The 16713-nt window shown below is 55.3% G+C and carries 25 protein-coding genes and 2 pseudogenes; 13 read left to right on the plus strand and 14 right to left on the minus strand.

Annotated features, from left to right (window positions below; translation table 11 throughout):
• Positions 1-8: 8 nt before the first annotated feature.
• The gene (locus ASG55_RS27175) at positions 9-242 is read left to right on the plus strand and encodes a hypothetical protein (RefSeq protein ID WP_236708164.1); all 234 of its coding nucleotides are present in this window, start codon (positions 9-11) and stop codon (positions 240-242) included.
• Here the strand turns inward: ASG55_RS27175 and ASG55_RS27180 are convergent.
• Entirely contained in the window at positions 239-559 is a 321-nt protein-coding gene (locus tag ASG55_RS27180; protein WP_236708165.1) for a hypothetical protein, read from the minus strand. The two genes, ASG55_RS27175 and ASG55_RS27180, sit on opposite strands and share 4 nt — an antisense overlap.
• A gap of 66 nt (positions 560-625) precedes the next feature.
• Between ASG55_RS27180 and ASG55_RS26255 the strand changes: the two genes are divergently transcribed.
• Positions 626-1165: an MltR family transcriptional regulator gene (locus ASG55_RS26255; protein ID WP_082530274.1), complete on the plus strand. Its 540-nt coding sequence runs from the start codon at positions 626-628 to the stop codon at positions 1163-1165.
• Positions 1166-1235: 70 nt separating this feature from the next.
• Here the strand turns inward: ASG55_RS26255 and ASG55_RS09105 are convergent.
• Positions 1236-2015 (minus strand): annotated as a pseudogene (locus ASG55_RS09105) (DUF2786 domain-containing protein).
• A gap of 53 nt (positions 2016-2068) precedes the next feature.
• On the opposite strand from ASG55_RS09105, the gene ASG55_RS09110 reads away from it, so the two are divergent.
• A complete protein-coding gene (locus ASG55_RS09110; RefSeq protein ID WP_056785699.1) occupies positions 2069-2497 on the plus strand; it encodes a hypothetical protein in 429 nt (142 codons plus the stop codon).
• 1 nt (position 2498) lies between these two features.
• Here the strand turns inward: ASG55_RS09110 and ASG55_RS09115 are convergent, their stop codons facing one another.
• On the minus strand, positions 2499-3173 hold the full coding sequence (locus ASG55_RS09115) for a hypothetical protein (protein WP_236708166.1): 675 nt from the start codon (positions 3171-3173) through the stop codon (positions 2499-2501).
• Between the two features lie 48 nt (positions 3174-3221).
• Positions 3222-3368, minus strand: coding sequence for a hypothetical protein (locus ASG55_RS27185; protein WP_236708167.1), 147 nt, complete (start codon positions 3366-3368; stop codon positions 3222-3224).
• A 268-nt stretch (positions 3369-3636) separates the two neighbouring features.
• Here ASG55_RS27185 and ASG55_RS09120 point away from each other — a divergent pair, with 268 nt between their 5' ends.
• The 3 genes from ASG55_RS09120 (at position 3637) to ASG55_RS09135 (ending at position 5151) form a co-directional block, all read left to right on the plus strand.
• On the plus strand, positions 3637-4185 hold the full coding sequence (locus tag ASG55_RS09120; RefSeq protein ID WP_236708168.1) for a DUF5677 domain-containing protein: 549 nt from the start codon (positions 3637-3639) through the stop codon (positions 4183-4185).
• 450 nt (positions 4186-4635) lie between these two features.
• Positions 4636-4824: a hypothetical protein gene (locus ASG55_RS09130; RefSeq protein ID WP_056785705.1), complete on the plus strand. Its 189-nt coding sequence runs from the start codon at positions 4636-4638 to the stop codon at positions 4822-4824.
• A 69-nt stretch (positions 4825-4893) separates the two neighbouring features.
• Positions 4894-5151 (plus strand): hypothetical protein, encoded by a 258-nt coding sequence (locus tag ASG55_RS09135; protein ID WP_056785708.1) that lies wholly within the window; start codon positions 4894-4896, stop codon positions 5149-5151.
• 23 nt (positions 5152-5174) lie between these two features.
• On the opposite strand, the gene ASG55_RS09140 is transcribed toward ASG55_RS09135, so the two are convergent.
• The gene (locus ASG55_RS09140; RefSeq protein ID WP_056785709.1) at positions 5175-5576 is read right to left on the minus strand and encodes a hypothetical protein; all 402 of its coding nucleotides are present in this window, start codon (positions 5574-5576) and stop codon (positions 5175-5177) included.
• A gap of 101 nt (positions 5577-5677) precedes the next feature.
• Between ASG55_RS09140 and ASG55_RS09145 the strand changes: the two genes are divergently transcribed.
• Positions 5678-6277 (plus strand): hypothetical protein, encoded by a 600-nt coding sequence (locus ASG55_RS09145; RefSeq protein ID WP_156388176.1) that lies wholly within the window; start codon positions 5678-5680, stop codon positions 6275-6277.
• Positions 6278-6286: 9 nt separating this feature from the next.
• On the opposite strand, the gene ASG55_RS09150 is transcribed toward ASG55_RS09145, so the two are convergent.
• Positions 6287-6646, minus strand: a complete 360-nt coding sequence (locus ASG55_RS09150) for a hypothetical protein (RefSeq protein WP_056785715.1) — start codon at positions 6644-6646, stop codon at positions 6287-6289.
• Here ASG55_RS09150 and ASG55_RS27195 point away from each other — a divergent pair.
• From ASG55_RS27195 to ASG55_RS09160, 3 genes and pseudogenes are all read left to right on the plus strand, one after another.
• A pseudogene (locus ASG55_RS27195) lies at positions 6619-6843 on the plus strand (lysis protein); the annotation flags it as partial. The gene ASG55_RS09150 and the pseudogene ASG55_RS27195 overlap by 28 nt on opposite strands.
• A gap of 167 nt (positions 6844-7010) precedes the next feature.
• A complete protein-coding gene (locus tag ASG55_RS09155) occupies positions 7011-7772 on the plus strand; it encodes a hypothetical protein (protein WP_056785717.1) in 762 nt (253 codons plus the stop codon).
• Positions 7773-8286: 514 nt separating this feature from the next.
• Complete coding sequence (locus tag ASG55_RS09160) at positions 8287-8694, plus strand: DUF3775 domain-containing protein (protein ID WP_056785721.1); 408 nt, start codon at positions 8287-8289, stop codon at positions 8692-8694.
• Between the two features lie 225 nt (positions 8695-8919).
• Here ASG55_RS09160 and ASG55_RS26265 read toward each other — a convergent pair whose 3' ends face one another.
• A complete protein-coding gene (locus ASG55_RS26265; protein WP_008076910.1) occupies positions 8920-9096 on the minus strand; it encodes a DUF3606 domain-containing protein in 177 nt (58 codons plus the stop codon).
• A 258-nt stretch (positions 9097-9354) separates the two neighbouring features.
• A complete protein-coding gene (locus tag ASG55_RS27425) occupies positions 9355-9489 on the minus strand; it encodes a hypothetical protein (RefSeq protein WP_269085001.1) in 135 nt (44 codons plus the stop codon).
• A 118-nt stretch (positions 9490-9607) separates the two neighbouring features.
• Here ASG55_RS27425 and ASG55_RS09170 point away from each other — a divergent pair, with 118 nt between their 5' ends.
• Together ASG55_RS09170 and ASG55_RS09175 are read left to right on the plus strand one after the other, a co-directional pair.
• Positions 9608-9865 carry a hypothetical protein gene (locus ASG55_RS09170; protein WP_056785724.1) on the plus strand — a complete coding sequence of 86 codons (258 nt, stop codon included), beginning with the start codon at positions 9608-9610 and terminating at the stop codon, positions 9863-9865.
• 90 nt (positions 9866-9955) lie between these two features.
• Positions 9956-10627, plus strand: a complete 672-nt coding sequence (locus tag ASG55_RS09175) for a Bax inhibitor-1/YccA family protein (RefSeq protein WP_008006561.1) — start codon at positions 9956-9958, stop codon at positions 10625-10627.
• A gap of 65 nt (positions 10628-10692) precedes the next feature.
• Here ASG55_RS09175 and ASG55_RS09180 read toward each other — a convergent pair whose 3' ends face one another.
• Complete coding sequence (locus ASG55_RS09180; protein ID WP_041481021.1) at positions 10693-11022, minus strand: YceK/YidQ family lipoprotein; 330 nt, start codon at positions 11020-11022, stop codon at positions 10693-10695.
• A 59-nt stretch (positions 11023-11081) separates the two neighbouring features.
• Entirely contained in the window at positions 11082-11519 is a 438-nt protein-coding gene (locus ASG55_RS09185) for an Lrp/AsnC family transcriptional regulator (RefSeq protein WP_056785725.1), read from the minus strand.
• Between the two features lie 147 nt (positions 11520-11666).
• Here ASG55_RS09185 and ASG55_RS09190 point away from each other — a divergent pair, with 147 nt between their 5' ends.
• Entirely contained in the window at positions 11667-12560 is an 894-nt protein-coding gene (locus ASG55_RS09190; RefSeq protein WP_056785729.1) for a DMT family transporter, read from the plus strand.
• A 3-nt stretch (positions 12561-12563) separates the two neighbouring features.
• Here ASG55_RS09190 and ASG55_RS09195 read toward each other — a convergent pair whose 3' ends face one another.
• The 4 genes from ASG55_RS09195 to ASG55_RS09210 all read right to left on the minus strand — a co-directional run bounded on the left by ASG55_RS09195 (position 12564) and on the right by ASG55_RS09210 (position 16708).
• Positions 12564-13604 (minus strand): FUSC family protein, encoded by a 1041-nt coding sequence (locus ASG55_RS09195; protein ID WP_056785732.1) that lies wholly within the window; start codon positions 13602-13604, stop codon positions 12564-12566.
• A gap of 57 nt (positions 13605-13661) precedes the next feature.
• Positions 13662-14621: an HlyD family secretion protein gene (locus tag ASG55_RS09200; RefSeq protein WP_056785734.1), complete on the minus strand. Its 960-nt coding sequence runs from the start codon at positions 14619-14621 to the stop codon at positions 13662-13664.
• A 2-nt stretch (positions 14622-14623) separates the two neighbouring features.
• Entirely contained in the window at positions 14624-14980 is a 357-nt protein-coding gene (locus ASG55_RS09205; RefSeq protein WP_056785737.1) for a DUF3302 domain-containing protein, read from the minus strand.
• Positions 14981-15082: 102 nt separating this feature from the next.
• Positions 15083-16708, minus strand: coding sequence for an NADP-dependent glyceraldehyde-3-phosphate dehydrogenase (locus ASG55_RS09210; RefSeq protein WP_016774600.1), 1626 nt, complete (start codon positions 16706-16708; stop codon positions 15083-15085).
• Between the last annotated feature and the right edge of the window lie 5 nt (positions 16709-16713).

The raw sequence follows: 16713 nt of genomic DNA on the forward strand, positions 1-16713 counted from the left end.
GACTCTTCTTGGTGCAGCGCCTGTACCGCGAGGATGATTCGCTCGAGGTGTTCGTAATCGGGATTTGGCTCGGTGGCGTCATCCGCCGAGTGCCACCATTCATCGCCAAAGAGCTTTCTCATCAGCGGGTAATGTGCGCCGGCCAGGTAGTCAATGGACGTCGCCTCCCGGATATCTTCAGCCTCGTCGAACAGCTCGCGTGCTTCTTCCTGATCGAGATGCCCATGTCGGCGATCTTTTAGCAGTGCGGTATGTGCCTTGTTTGCCAAGGCGTGCCACTGAACTGACGCGACCTCATCGCTTGATCGAAGTAGCCGATGATGTAACTGGTGGTCAGCTCACAGAAGAACTGGCCGAAGCTCAGCCCGTCCCACATGCCTCCCCAGTAGGCCGTCCAGCTCTTACCCCAGCAACTGACGGTGATCTTGCCTTTGCACCGAGCCAAGTCTTCGAGGAACACGGTGATGGGGTCGAGGTTCCGCGCGCCGGTGATCACCAGCTTGGTCACAGTCGAGCGCTCAACCCGCAGAGGCTCGGCTGGTTTATTTTGATTGGGCATGGAGATGCCTTCTTAAACAATGTGATCTAATATTGGTGCTTTAGTATTTTTTTTGGTGTGAAAAGTATGGAAAATCCAGTTGGGCTGACAAAAATAGATCCATTGTTAGAAGAGTCAGATCGGGGCAGTGTCATAGTTGCGGCCGCAATACTCGATAATCTACTCGCTCGCTATCTTTCATTAGTAATGAAAAAGAATGGGCTATCGAATAGATATTCGGTGAAAATACTAGATGGTAACGGAGCGTTGGGATCGTTTTCTGCAAGGGCTCAGATCGCTCGCGGGTTCGCGTTAATAAGCGAGGATACGTTTCACGATCTTATGGTAATAAGAAAGCTTCGAAATGAGTTTGCTCATGTTCATATGCACTGTTCTTTTTCTGATAGAAATGTTATGGCGCAAATTCAGTCAATGCGTTTTTATCAGGCGCGCAATGAACATGAAAGAGAAAAGGGAGAGATTTCAGTTGGGGACTTGATTGGCGATTCAGCGTATTTTAAGCATGTATTTTGCTTAATAATTAAAGATATTCATATTAGTATATTAGAAGGTCAGTGTAAGTATTTCAATATTAAATTTGATCATTTGGGACCTTGGCCGCGGTAGTGAAATCACACGGCTTTAAATTTGGCTTCGGTGATTCGCTGGGCGGCCAACGGTGGTACTGCGTCGCCCATCAGACGCTTGCGGATAGGCCAAGAATCTCGTCGCCGCCGCGCGCGATGCCGGCGTGCGGCTCTACTTTGCTGCCGGCGAGCATCCCGGCAATTTAAGCGTTCATATCCAGCTCGACGCCCTTTCTTTTCCGTGACTCTCTGATGTCTTGTGTGGCGAGGAATTCGCTGATCAAAGCCTTGTCTTGCGCTTGAATCGCAACGAGCCCTTGCCCAGTGCTGGACTGTCCGGCCGGATCATCATCACCTTGGGGCACGAGCGCTTTCAGCTTCGATTGAACCTCCCAGACCCACGCTAGAGCGAAGTGATCGCCCGCGGTTTCTGCCGAATACTCACTGCGTCGAATCCCAGACCTGACGGCTGAGCAGTATTCTTTGCGCGCCTGGGTGAGCTTTCTATGCAGGGACTCATACGCATACAGAGCGATGTTCTGAGCGGGGGCAACGCCGACGAATGTCGCGCACTCGATGACTTGCTCTTTCGCAGGGCTCCACTTCCGGCGCCGCAAGGTCGTGCAGTTGAATGCATCTGCTACGGCGATGCTCACCTGCTGATCCCATGCTGGCCTGCGCTTGGCGCGGTGAAGGTCCGACTCGACTTCACCGACGTCGCTCAACTTCACATCCATTTCGGTCAGGCGATACTCGCGCATCAGAGCCTGTGCCTGCCTCAGTGCGGTCGCCGCTTCGTTCTCGTTGGCGCTCTGAGCCAGCGCCAGGCAGTGCTTGATCTTGCGGATCGCGCGCTCGAGTTTCTTTTCGTCGATCTGTTGTGCGGACATAGGGGATCCTCGCCGGGTATATTGCGATAGGGAATTCTTGAGGGAATAAAGGGATGCTGCCGAACTACATTCAGTACCGTTATGAGCTTTTCAAGCAGAAAAGAGCGGCGAACGCTCTTTTGAAGAGCGAACCGCCGGATAGTGAGAATTCCTACGAGACCGGAGAAATGGCCGACTATGTTCGCCGCTGGGAACTGTCCGAGCAGTGGCGCGCGTTGATACAAACGAATTACTACCGGAGAAAAGCGGAATCTCTCCTCGTTCAGATGCCTGAAGAGTCTGACTCAGCAATGTTTGCGCGCGTGGACTGGGATGATCATCCTGATGAGCCCTACTATTTGACGCCGTTAGGGCTTCGAACCGTCAGAGATTCTATTCGGGCTGAACAGAAACACAAACGAGAGGCAGTGGGGTATTGGTTCGGAATTGCCGTTGGGCTGATCGGTGCGATCACTGGTTTGGTATCAGCATTTAAAGGCTGAGTCAGTCTCCGCAGAAGCAGTCGATTTCTTCTGAAAGATACTCAAAATCGAAGTCTGTCTGCCGGGAACGCCGCTCGGCAGACCAACCCATCGTCTTATAGTCGGCGCGATCGTGGCGGAACACTTGGCCGAACCGTTCCTCAGTACCTGACCACCAGATCACCCGCGCCGGGTCATCCATGATGGTCTTGATCAGCTTGCCTTCGTTCTTCTTCCAGCACAGGTCGCAGTTGCCGAAGTCGGAATCCATTCCCAGATCGAAAGGCTGGGCCGCCCAGAACGCACCGGCATCCTCCTTGGTGACACCAGCGGCATAGGACGGGCAGACGTTGTCCCAGCGGGTGCCGCCGCGATCATTCGCAGCCATCATCCGGTGGTAGCGCTTCGGTTCGTCGTACCGGATGCCGATGACGCAGTCCCACTCGGTGTAACCTAGGGCGCGCATGTGCTTTTCGCCGATCTTCACCTTCAGGTAAGCGGTGCACATGTTGTTCGAGAAGTTTGGCAGAACCGGAGGCAGGTTCTTTTCTGCCTTCCGATACGCCGCGTAATACTCAAGCATCATCGTGAATGGCTCGCCGTTGCGGCTGGCAGTTTCGAAGTCCACCAGCTTGTACCAAGGTGCTTCATCTGGCTGGCCATATACGCGACACCATTCCATCCAGACGATGTTCACGTTCCAGCGCTTCGCAATCTGGTCGATGAAGATCAGCGTTTCCTCGCGCTATTTGCCGGTGTTCTGGAAGAACAGGTGCACATCAGGCGGGAGGGTGCCGCCGCGTGCTTCGAGGATCATGTAGACCATGTGACCGCTGGTGCGACCACCACTGATGCCGATCTGTGCTGGGCCGGTGATCATGTAGGGATTCATAATTGCTCCAGACAGCCGATTGCCTCGCCGGCTGGCGTGATTCGAAGAAGTGGGGTATTTGTGTATGTTGTATCTGACGATTGAAAGAGGGAGGGCTTATGCCCGCTAGGGACTTTGATGAAAAAGGTTTTTTATCTGACTATGTTTACGAGCATAGGGAAGCAATTCGAGAAAAATATGCCGGCGGTTTTTCAAATTGCGAACGCATATCTAATCAAGCTCAGACGCTCCTGCTTAAAACGGGTGTTAGAGATAACGATTCACCTAGTTGTGCTCATTCCTGTTTTTCGAAAGAACAATTCGTGCATGTCAGGCCGCAGTTCGCTTATGCGAAATAGGCATGGTGCAAGAGGCGCAGGTTCTACTTAGAACCGCATATGAAACTGTCTTCCACGCATCAGCACTTATTGCCGACCCAACGATTTTCAAGAAGCTTGATTCTCATAATGATAAGGAAGACGTCAAGCAGGCTCGGGCCATGCTGACAGATATGCCCGCAGATCAACTGTCTGAAAAAAACAAAAAATACCTGAAGGAAGTTATTGATACGAGAGCCGGCCAAACCTTTTCCGTGCATTGCTCAGCGAAAGCTGCAGGGATGCTGGATTTATACAGCATGGTTTATCGCGGTCTTTCCTCCTTAGCCGGGCACGCTACATTTCGTTCCCTAGATAGGTCATTTATCGAAGAAACGAACGGTTATTCCTTATATATGGGGCCGACAGAGAATCAGTTGATTTTTACTTTAAGTTTGATCGCGCAATGCCTAACACTGTCGATCAGAGGGCTTGGTGACATTAACAGTAGGGTTCAATGATTTCATCACCCATGGTCGCGAGCGAGCTCCGACATGTTCTGATAATGAAACGCTCTCGACACTTTTGCGCTAGGTTCGTAAGGTGTCGTGACACAGCGCGGCATCTTGGCTTAGTTTCGAAATCGGCGCTGATCAAGTTCATCAGCAGCAGCTTTGGTATGCCTCCTGCTGGTTGTTGATGCCGTAAGCCTTCATGACTCGCTTCAGGCCTAGCTTGAACACCCCGGCGACTTCAACCGTAAACCTCTCTACGCTCAATGCATCGTCCTACGCTGCTGACTTCTCGCGCTTCCTGCGCTTCCCTCGCTGCTTGATGGCTTCCGCCGTGCGCTGCGGCTCTTCCGTCGGGAGCTGCTGCTCTCCGGCCATGACCTACTACTTCAATTCCGCTCGCCGGCTCGTTACCAGATGGTGTATCTACGACTCAACTCACACTGGCAGGAGGCCGACATGAGGTTACAGAGCGCTGTCGATGCACTAGCGGCGATCGAAGAGGATGCTAAGGCGATGCTGAAACGGATAGGGCTGCCGGATGACGCGGTGAAGCTGGAGGTGGTCGTGTTCCTTCGCGGGGTGATCGACCTGGCCAGCTACAAGGAGTCGGCGCATCGAGTCGTTGGGTCGCCGAGCTTTGTCTGAGCTGGCGTATTGCCGATCGTTGCGGTATTTGTGTTCGGCCCGGCATGGAGCCGGATCAAGGAGAAGCAGATGGCTACTGATTTCACAAAGGGTCGCTACAACGTCTATTCTGGCCGAGGACCAACAGCACCTTTGATTGGTCGCCTCGATGAGGACGAGTTTGTGCGGAGCAACACCGGCGAGCTCCTATACCGGATCGATGGTGACGAGGTATATACCGCCGGCTCCGACGCAAAATACATTGGTGATATCTTCGAAACAGACGGTGGCCGGGCGATGGTCGTCGATGCCAACCACAATGCATTGCTAACAATCGTTCCTGAATAAAAAACGCGACGGGCAAGGGTGAGTCAGGCTCGACGGACTTTGAAGTGGAGCATGGCCTTGATGCTGTGGCAGTAATCCTGAAGCCGCTCGTAGGCCTTGTATTTGGCCTGACTTCGAGTTGCTGCCCACACCCTGACCAGATCTTCGCGGGCTTCGCGGTTCCAGTCGAGGTCATCCCAGTCATGCTTGAACGGCAGAACCAGCCATTCTTTCAGAGGCAGCGTCTCGGCCATTTCGCCGTACTGCATTTCGTGGGTGGGGTGGTAGTTGCTGATCCGCTTCTTCGGGTCTTCGTCCAGCACCACGCCGATGTAATGGCCGCGATCGGCAAGGATGACGCCGGGCTTCCCGTAAGCGATGACGCGGCAGCCGATTTCGGCAGGCACCTGATAGTGCTGCCGGACGTACGCGCAGTTGTGGTCCATGGATTATCTCCAGTCAGGCGCCGCCCTCCGTGACCGGTGGTGGCAATTTGGTTTGGGTTGGGGTATTTGTTCTGGATGAAAAACAGGGCTGAGGTGGAAAGGTGACGATTGAAAATATGGTGATGACTCTTAACAGAATCCCAGAGATAAAAGCTGTAGTGGACACCGGAACCGATTGGACAGTAGTGTTCGGTTTTGTGTTGACTATTGTCGCCGTGATAGCAGGCTCTTGGGTTTCTCTGGCGACTTATAAAAGATCTTTGATCAGTCAAGAGAAGTTGGCGCGGGCAGTCGCGTTAAAGGATAGTCGTCAAAGTTGGATAAATGAATTGCGCCAAACTTGCGCCGAGTACGTGGCAACTATTGGGCTTTTGCAGGTTCATGCCGAAAGTAAAGAAGTGCATTCGGTCTTTATCGCGAAAGTTGATGCTCACGATCAATCGACGGCCGCAAACATGATTGCGGCATGGGCTGAAGAAAATAGGAAGTTAATGTTATCCGGCCTATCTCTATGCGCAAAGATACAGCTTTTATCTAATCCGGATGAGCCGGCATTTCAAGAGCTTATGATACCAGTACGTTTCGCTCTCTCAAAAGCCAGCAGCGTGAATGGCGGTGCTATAAAAGCTTGTGAAGAAATAGTTCTGTTGACTCAGAGGATTTTAAAAACAGAATGGGAACGAGCAAAAAAAATGGAGTAAAAAATAACATCAATTTGGATGCTCTATTTCGTCTTCCAGCTCTGGCGGATCGTCGGCAAGTGACTTCATGCCGGCGGCCTGAATAATGCGCGACACCTTTTCAGTGACAACATAAGGTGTCGTGACACAGCGCAGCATTTTGGCCTGGGTTTCGAAGTCGGCGGCGATCAGGTTCATCAGCAGCAGCTGGTAAACCTCCTGCTGGTTGTTGATGCCGTGCGTTGCCATTACTCGCTTGAGGTCTGGCTTGAACACACCCTCCACCTCAACCGTAAACTTCTCGACGCCCAATGCAGCGTCCTTTGCTGCAGCCTTTTCGCGCTTCCTGCGCTGCTTGATGGCTTGCCACTGCTGATCTGCGGCTGTCAGTCCTCATCGACGCGGATTCAGCCAGTGGCTGTGACGTGCCAAAAGCCACCGGCGCCGGCGGCGTGGATCATGCAACAGTACGCGCCCGACTTGACCCCGCGCATGCTCAACGAATTATCGCGATCACCGACACAGGTGACCGCGGATTGATCGCGTTGCAGGCGTGCCAATCGTACATCAAGGCTCTAACCCATTAGTGCTCCGCGGATCTAACAGCGGGTTAACATCGCATAAAGTTTATGCTGTCATTTTGTCGTGCAGAAAAAATTAGGGCACTCTAACGGTCACTCATCACAGGGGGCGAATCGTGAAGATAGGCACGTGCAAGCTGACATTGAAGCCTGGAAAGTTTGTGAAGTCACACATGATCCCGCTAGCGTTCTCAGCTCCAAGCGAGGGGTGCTACTTCATCGATGGAGCACCAGGAGGTCGTCCGACTAGAAGGCCGACTAGTTGGTATGACCGTGAACTGGTCACCCGCTCAGGGGAGGATATTCTCGCTGATTTGGACAGCTTTGCTGCTACTGAACTGCGCAAGGCACGCTTAGTTTGGAGTGGCTGGGAAAAAGAAACGGTACTCAAGGATAATATATTCCAATATCCGGACAGTGATCAGTTAGTTCGTTTGGTTCCGGATTTGGATGCCCTTAAGCTGCGAGTTTTTTTTCTTAGCTTGCTTTGGAGGGCTGCGGCATCTGAGATGCCTCAATATGCGAATATTAAGTTGCAAGAGTGTGAACTGGAAAAACTTAGGCTTATGGTTTTAAATAGAAACCCATATCCATTAAGTCTTTTTCCGGTACATCTGACTCAGATGATCACTCGCGGCGCGCGTCACAACCTTGGCCCGCTAGAAATGAATACCCCTATGGATTTCGGATCTGGAAATGGGGCGTTGATGTTGAATAGCTACCGGTTCTACTTCGATGGATTGATAGCGAATATACATACGAATGTCTCGGAAAGGTTTCACGCAGAGGCCTCTGCCATTTATGTAGGTGGCGATTCGATCGTAATAGCAAACTGCATTAAGTTTGAAGACTCTTTTCAAGCTTCCAATATGATCCAGCATGGGTGTGAGGCTTTTATGAATCACCAATCCACTATGCTGAAGCTTCTCAAGTAATCTTTTATTTTTTTTTTTCGCCATTCTTGAGCTATCGAGTGGCGTTTAGGGTGACAATCTGGAGCCCACTATTCACCTCCGAACCACGGTGATTATTGAATCGTATAAGCGGACTGAGTTCGGATCCGTGCTCTGACACCGCCAGGGCCGGCGTGAGGCCTTATGGCAAGCCGGTGAAGGAAAGCAGGGGTGAATTTCTGTCTAAAACTAACCCAAGCTACCGCGTGTTCACTGACCGAAAACGCGCCTAAATAACAGTAGCGCTTTAGACAGGAAAATGCCGAGAGCCACGTAGTGCGTAGCCTATGCACTGTTCCAGCCCATACTGCTGCATCAGTGGCGTGTTGGTGGGATTGCAGTTCGGCAGGGCGCCCTAGGGCGCTGCGGGAAACTCAACTAGATGGCGCCATGTACCCCGACGGCATAATTCTTCGCTTCAGTTGAGTTGCGGTGTTCCATTACTCCATCCACAAACTGTAGGATCAGGAGCTATCAACATCACAAGGGACGGTCCATGAAACACCTCAGCACCACCAAAGCAGCCTCTATTGTTCGCCTTGCTGCGGCAAGCCATGACGAATACCGTCAGCGTCATCCTGGGAACCGCATTTTAGGAGCGGGGGAGTTGAAAGCTTTGATTCTTGAGCCTGATAGCCAGGAGGAAATTGCTTTCGTCGAGGCGATGCGTGCGCTTTCTGATGATGAACTCCTCGACCTGGTTGCCTTGATGTGCGTAGGCCGCGGCGAGCACGTTGAGAATCCTGAGGATCCAGAGTCGATTCGCGGCGCATTCGAAGGCCATGCCCACTCATTCTCAAAAGACTCGCATAAAGAATTGCTGGATTATATTTCCGGCAAGGGGGCGGTTATTCACCGGTACCTCGCGCGAGGCCTTGATCGGGTGAGATTCGCGTACAAGTAGGGCTGTTAATAAATTTAATCATCGCCGGGACGGCTTAACCACTGTAGGAATATACAACGCTAAGTTATTGATTCTTATAGGGTGATGTTCCGGTTTTTCACCCACTGAAAATCTAGAATTTTTCCTTTTGAATCATATGCTTGCGTAGGTTTCGTGGTCACCTTGACATGGTGGTGCTTCACCCTCACCTCAAAGCCCCGCGGTGGCCGCGGGGCTGTCACGCCTTTACTTGCCGAGCTTCTTGCGGACGTCGGTCACCATAGGACCGACTGCTTTCACAGCTGCTTTTAGCTGGTCCGCTGTCACGCCGAATTTAGTCGACCAGTATTTCAACTCCCAATCCTCGGAAGTGTTTACCCGGTCTCTGTCTTTGGGGCCGCGGTTTTTCAGATCATCAGCCATCTTCAATTTCCTTTTTGGTAGCCTGGGGCAGTCCAGGCCAATCCAGCATAGACCATCAATCCCGGTCGTCTGGGTGGACTACCTTTCTGCGCAAAACCTCCGCTACAGCCCACGGTGTACCGTTTGCATAAGCACAAAAAAACGGATGTTTTGCTACCCTGAAAACAGGCTATTATCTTTTTAAAACAATAACTTAGGCCACTACAGTACCCAGCATGGGGTGCTAGCGACGAGTGCGACGGTCTTGACAGACTTCTGTCATTCGGGGGCCATAAGTATCGCGAGCGTCATTTTGATGAATTCTTCGTTCTTGCCGATTGCCCAAAGGGCACCGCGGACGTTCTCGGCGACGTCGGCAGATCCGCGCCGCTCGACCCAGTTTGACAATTCCATGATGGCGGCTTCGAGGGCGAGTTGGTTTTCATTGATTTTTTAAGGCAGGGAAGGGATCAGGTCTGAATTTGGCATTAGGCGTTCCTCTGTGAAAAAGCCAAGCGTAGCACCGTGTTACATGAAGAATTTTGCGTTTGGCAGGACGCCGGAGAAGGGAGAAAAAGCAGAAAGTTTTGTAACGCGGGCCAAAAAGTTTTGTAACGCTTCAGCTCGTGGGGCGGAAATCCCAAACCCCAGAAACTACAAAGCCCTGAATAATCAGGGCTTTGTCGTATCAAATATGGCGGAGGCGATGGGATTCGAACTCATGGACCTGTTACAGTCGACGGTTTTCAAGACCTCCGTTTGCGTTGCGGGCGCCATAATACCTGAATGAAACACACTGTCAAACTCTCTGCATGGCTTGTTACAGAGCGTCTGTTATGATCTTTGCGACTGAACGTTTCAAACCAACAGGAGTGTCGCCATGCGCGAACAGGATTACGCAGTTAATAACAGCGTGCAGGCTGAGCAGCTAGAGGTTAGCCGCGTCCTGCGCAACACTTATGGTCTCTTGGCTCTGACCCTCGCATTCAGCGGTGTGATGGCCTTCGTAGCCCAGCAGATGCGTGTCGGCTACCCGAACATTTTCGTGGTGCTGATCGGCTTCTACGGGCTGTTCTTCCTCACCAACAAACTCCGTGATTCCGCGTGGGGCCTGGTATCCGCCTTCGCGTTGACCGGTTTCATGGGTTTCCTGCTCGGCCCGATCCTCAACCGTTACCTGGGCATGCAGGGCGGCGCTGAAGTGGTCAGCTCGGCTTTCGCCATGACCGCACTGGTGTTCGGTGGTCTGTCGGCCTACGTGCTGATCACCCGCAAGGACATGAGCTTCCTTGGCGGCTTCATCACCGCCGGTTTCTTTGTCCTGCTGGGCGCTACGCTGGCGAGCTTTTTCTTCCAGATCAGCGGCCTGCAACTGGCGATCAGCGCCGGCTTCGTGCTGTTCTCGTCGGTCTGCATTCTGTTCCAGACCAGCGCGATCATCCACGGCGGCGAGCGCAACTACATCATGGCGACCATCAGCCTGTATGTATCGATCTACAACCTGTTCGTCAGCCTGCTGCAACTGTTCGGCATCATGAGCCGCGACGACTGATCGTAATGGCTGCAATAAAAAACCCGCTTCGGCGGGTTTTTTATCGTCTGGACAAAGGTGTCTGCTCAGTTGATGACGATGCTGCCGTCCACTTGCTGACGGTAGATCGTGTAGGGCAGCAGCAAGGTGTCGAGCGCGCCGGAGACCACGGCGTCCACCAGCACCACCGGAATTGCCGCGTTGCGGTGATCATCGGGATCGATGCCTGAGGCCAGCGGAGCGTTCAGCGTGCAGAAGTCATAAGCGAGGCCGCTGTAGATTCTCGGTACCGCGCCGCAATAACTTTTCTGCTGCTTGAGTCCGTCAACAGCAGCCTGATCGTTGCGCGCCACCGTTTGAATCGTGCCACAACCGCCGAGCAGCAGGGCCGCCAGCAGCATTGCCTGAATTTTCATAGCGCCATTCCTTAGCCGCGAAAAACCCACAATCTACGCCGAACAACGGAAAAAAACACCTACGCCATCGGTGGCAGGCGTCGCTTGACCGGGGTCTTCTTGACGATCGCGGTGTTGGTTTCCGCCAACGTATTCAGTCGGTCGAGCAGGGTATCGAGCTGTTCCATCGAGCGCACGTGCAGGCGGGCGATGAAGCAGTCGTCACCGGTGACCTTGTCGCACTCGGTGAACTCCGGAATCGACATGATCTGCCGCTCAACCTCCTGCAATTGCCCTGGCAGCGGCCGCACACGGACGATCGCCTGTAACTGATAGCCGAAGCATTTCGGATCGATCTCCACCGTGTAGCCCTTGAGCACGCCGCGTTCTTCCAGCCGCCGCAACCGCTCGGCCACGCTCGGCGATGACAAGCCGCTGATCTGCGCCAGCGCTTTGAGCGAGCGCCGCGAGTCTTCCATCAGCGCGCTGATAAGGATCTGATCGATATCGTCAGTCACATTCAAACTCCGGATTAGGCGAAGGGCGCAAATCACCCTCGATAAAAAAGGCGAAAACCAAGTTTAGCCTGCTTTATGCGCTGGAGCAGCCCGAGGTGCGCTTGGCATACTTTTGCCATGCTTCGCTCACAGCCTCAGGAGAAGATGATGGACAACGCAATTCGCCGCGGCTCGCTGGAAATGACCGCCGCCATGCTCATATCCGGGACGATCGGCTGGTTTGTGCTGGTGTCCGGGCAACCGGTGCTCGACGTGGTGTTCTGGCGCTGCGTGTTCGGCGCTGGCACCTTGCTGTTGGTCTGCGCCGCGTTCGGCTTCCTGCGTCCGGGGATGCTGACCCGCACAACGTTTCTGCTGGCGGTGCTCAGTGGAATGGCGATTGTCGGCAATTGGGTGCTGCTGTTCGCATCCTATTCCCGCGCCTCGATTGCCATTGGTACGGCGGTCTATAACGTGCAGCCGTTCATGCTGGTCGGCCTGGCGGCGTTGTTCCTCGGCGAGAAAATTACCCTGCAGAAGCTGTTCTGGCTGGCGATTTCGTTCATGGGCATGCTGGCGATCGTCAGCGCCCATGGCACGCAAGGCGAGGAGGGTAACGATTACTTGATGGGAATTGCCCTGGCGTTGGGCGCGGCGTTTCTCTACGCGATTGCCGCCCTGATCATCAAGCGCCTGACCGGCACGCCGCCACATCTGATCGCGCTGATTCAAGTCTGCACCGGGGTGTTGTTGCTCGCGCCTTTTGCGCATTTCGATGCGTTGCCGCAAGGCGTCGATGCCTGGGCCAGTCTGCTGACTCTCGGGATCGTGCACACCGGTCTGATGTACGTTTTGCTGTACGGCGCGATTCAAAAATTGCCGACGGCATTGACCGGCGCGCTGTCCTTTATATATCCGATCGCGGCGATTTTCGTTGACTGGTTCGCCTTCGGCCATCGCCTCGAATTGCTGCAATGGATAGGCGTCGCAGCGATCCTGCTGGCCGCCGCCGGCATGCAACAAGGTTGGGGCTGGAAAGCCCGGCGGCTGGCGGCGCAGTAAGGATCAGATGTTCCAGCGCGGTGCGGTGGCTGCCAAGCGCTGGCGCATCTCGCTGATATTGGCCGCGAGTTGCCGGGTCAGCATCCGGTAGCCGTCGAGCGTATTGGCGACTGGCGCATCAAGGTCCGCTGCTGGCAGCTCCATTGGCCGCTCCAGCCGTTGCGAGGCCCCGGTTTTCAACGCGCGAGCCATGCCGATCAGTTGCACACGAATCTGCCGGTGCTCAGCCTTCAGCGCCGTTTGCAAATGGGCTGTGGCCTGCGGGTCGCTGGCACTGGGACGGATATTACCGAGGATCTCCAGCGTACTGATGCACATGCGCAGGTTGCGCTGAATCGCGTCGAGCTCGGTCATGGAAATCTTCACTTCCTTGGACACTGACGGCATCAGCGAGCGTAATTGCACCATCACCGCGCCGAGCTTGCTCATCAGCCGCACGTGTTCGTCGGCGCTGACCGCTTCACCGTTGATGATGCGCCCGTACACCGTGGCGCAATCGCGCAAGGCATCGGCGAGGTTGTAGCGCCACGAGTAGACCGCGTACAGCGGCAGAGCGAAGGAAAACGCCAGGGCGAGGGCGATGCCGATCAGGATGTCGACGCCGCGCCACAGACCATCGGTGATCGGGTTGTCGCCATGCCCGGCGACGATGAACACCGTGATGGCCGAGAGCAGGGCGGTGTAGCCGCCCTTGCCGATCGCGTGATAGGAGAAAAACCCACAGACCACGGCCATGGAAAAATAGGTCAGCCACGGCATGCCCAGCCAGGCGTGCTGCGCCACCAGTGCCAATCCGACTCCTGCACCGATCAAGGTACCGATGGCGCGCTCGGCGGCTTTTTTGCCGATGTTGCCGTGGTGCTGCAAACCGCCGATCACCACCAGCATGGTCACTGACGCCCATTCGCCGTGGGGCAGATTGATGCCAGTGGTCAGCAGAATCGTCGCCAGCAACCCCAACGCCACCCGCACGGAATGGATCAGTCGGGCGTGACGGTAGCGCCGATACGGGTCCAGTAACGGACGCAGGATACGGCGCAACAGCGGTGGCAGGCGGTGGGTGCTGTAAGTAGTCAGTGCGAACCTCGTGAGTCAGTCAAATCAGTGGAAGGGGAAAATGTAATTCATCCAGGCGGACATGCGCAGCAGGATTTTGCGCATCGCGCCGATGTGGTGAAAGTGCTGACTGTAAAGCGCCGCTTGCCCGTAGGCGCCGCCCGGCATGAGCGCGCTGTATTCGGCGAACGCCGGATCGGTTATCTCGATGATCACTGGCACCCGTCCGGCCGGTGGCGAACCGGTGTAGCTGATCAGGGTACCGGAAGGTTGCACCTGGCCCTCGGCGATCACCCCGATCACACTTTTCACCCGACCGGCGAAGACCTTGCCGGGAATGCCGTCGAAGGCGACTTCGGCCTCGTCGCCCACGGTCAGACGCAATAGGCTGTTCTGACGCATCCAGGCAGCGAAGTACTGACCTTCCTGCGGAATAAACACCATCGACGGGCGCAGCGGCAGCTTGCTCGCCATCATTCCCGGGCGCAGCGAAACGTGGGTGACGAAGCCTTTGCTCGGTGCTCGAACCACGGTGTTGTCCAGCTCGAACTGCGCATTGTCCAGTTGCGCCTGCAGATCGTCGGTGCGGGCGATGGCCGCGTCCAGTTCACGCTGGGTGCCGAAGTTGCGGCGGATCAGTTCGGTGATGCGGTAGCGGTCGCCTTTGGCTGCAACCAGTTGCGCCTTGAGCGATTTCAGGCGGTTCTGGAAAGGCGTGGGATCGATGCGGAACAGCACGTCGCCTTTTTCCAGGGGTTCGTTGCCCTTTACCGGCACGTCGATGACCTGGCCGCTGACGATCGGAATAACCGGCACCGAGACGAAGTAGGAACGCGCCACCTCAGAATAGGGATGGTTGTAGTTCATGGTGAAAATCAGCGCGCCGATGATCAGCACGCCACCCAGGACAGCGGTGGGCACCGTCCATTTGTTCAGCGGAATGCGGAAGATCTTGAAAATCGCGACGCAGAGCGCGGCATACGTGAGGATGAGCAACAGATCCATGCTCAGATCCCCCGGCTGTCAGATTGCGGCGCAACCGGCGACTGCGCTTCGAGCCGCTCGATCCGGGCTTGCAGCTCGACGACCTGCTGCTCCAGTTGATTGACGTGATTCTGAATGGGTTTGCCATCGCCGAACCCCCAACCACGATCCTCGCGATAGGCCATCGCCCAGATCCACAGAAACGGCCACAGCGCATGCAAGGTGAACAGGCTGACCCAGCCAGTGGCATGGATCGCGTCCTGATGCGGGTGGTTGCGGTGGACGGCGATCTCGTACGGAATGTCATGCAGCACGATAATCCCGTAAAACAGCGCGAGACCGACAAAAACCAACAGACCCAATGCGAAGTAATCGAGCATGGTCAGCCTCCCGGGCATCCAGCAATGCTGGGCTCAGTGTAGTCACTGAATTGCCGGGTAGCTGACGGATCGGCAGGATCATTCAATCCTGCCGATCATCCGTCAAAAGATGTAATCGGTGGTCAGGAAACTCGAATCACGCCCGCGAATGATCTCGCTGATCAGGTCCTTATTGCTCTCCTGGAATTTGGTCGCCACCAGGGTGCGGATCGAAAACACTCGCAATGCATCGTGAACCGACAGCGTGCCTTCGGCGGAGTTTTTGCGGCCATTGAACGGGTAAGTGTCCGGGCCGCGCTGGCACTGGGCGTTGAGGTTGATCCGCCCGACCTGGTTGGCGAAAGTGTCGACCAGCCGGCCGACGGCCACCGGGTTGGTGCCGAAGATACTCAACTGCTGGCCGAAGTCCGATTCCAGCACGTAGTCGATCACGGTATCGAGGTGGCGGTACGGCACGATGGGCACGACCGGGCCGAACTGTTCTTCCTGATAAACGCGCATCTGCGGATTCACCGGATACAGCACTGCCGGGTAGAAGAACGAGGCGTGGGACTCGCCACCATTCGGGTTGACCACCTGGGCGCCTTTGCTTTGCGCATCCGCGACCAGACCGTGCAGATAGTCGACTTTGCCCGACTCCGGCAGCGGCGTCAGCGCCACGCCGCTGTCCCACGGCATACCCGGTTTGAGCGTGGCCAGTCTGGCGTTGAATTTCTCGATGAAGCTGTCGACCACGTCTTCATGTACGAAGAGGATTTTCAGTGCGGTGCAGCGCTGACCATTGAACGACAGCGAACCGGTGACCGCTTCGCTGACGGCGTTGTCGAGATCGACTTCGGGCAAAACGATTCCCGGGTTCTTTGCATCCAGACCGAGAGCCGCGCGCAAACGGTGTGGTTTCGGGTGCAGCTTCTTCAGGTCACTGGCGGCCTTGTTGGTGCCGATGAAGGCGAAGATGTCGATCTTGCCGCTGGCCATCAGAGCGCTGACGGTCTCGCGGCCGCTGCCGTAGATGACGTTGATCACGCCGCTCGGGAAGCTGTCGCGGAAGGCTTCGAGCAAAGGCCGAATCAGCAGCACGCCGAGCTTGGCCGGTTTGAACACCACGGTATTGCCCATGATCAGTGCCGGAATCAGCGTGGTGAAGGTTTCGTTCAGCGGGTAGTTGTAAGGCCCCATGCACAAGGCGACGCCGAGCGGCACGCGGCGAATCTGCCCGAGGGTGTCCTGTTCCAGCTCAAAGCGGCTGGAGCGGCGGTCGAGTTCTTTCAGGGCATTGATGGTGTCGACGATGTAATCGCAGGTGCGGTCGAACTCTTTTTCCGAGTCCTTGAGGTTCTTGCCGATCTCCCACATCAGCAGCTTGACCACGGCTTCGCGCTGCTCGCGCATACGACCAAGGAATGCTTCGACGTGCTGGATGCGTTCGGCCACGCGCATGGTTGGCCACAGGCCTTGGCCGCGATCGTAAGCGCGAACGGCAGCGTCGAGGGCGGTGAGGGCGGTGTCGGCATCCAGCAGCGGCGTGCTGCCGAGGATCACCTGTTCTTCGCCGTTTTCGCTTTTCAGATAGACCGGGCTTCGCACCTGCGCGAGCGGGCCGTCCCAGCGGCGCAACTGGCCATCGACCAGATATTCACGCTGCTCGACCTGAGCGTCGAGGCGATATTTTTCCGGGATGTCGCTGACCGAAGGGAACAGGTTGCCAAGGATGTTTGCTGTGGTCATGTCAC

Origin of the sequence: Pseudomonas sp. Leaf434 (assembly GCF_001425545.1) — a bacterium.
Lineage (GTDB): Bacteria > Pseudomonadota > Gammaproteobacteria > Pseudomonadales > Pseudomonadaceae > Aquipseudomonas > Aquipseudomonas siliginis.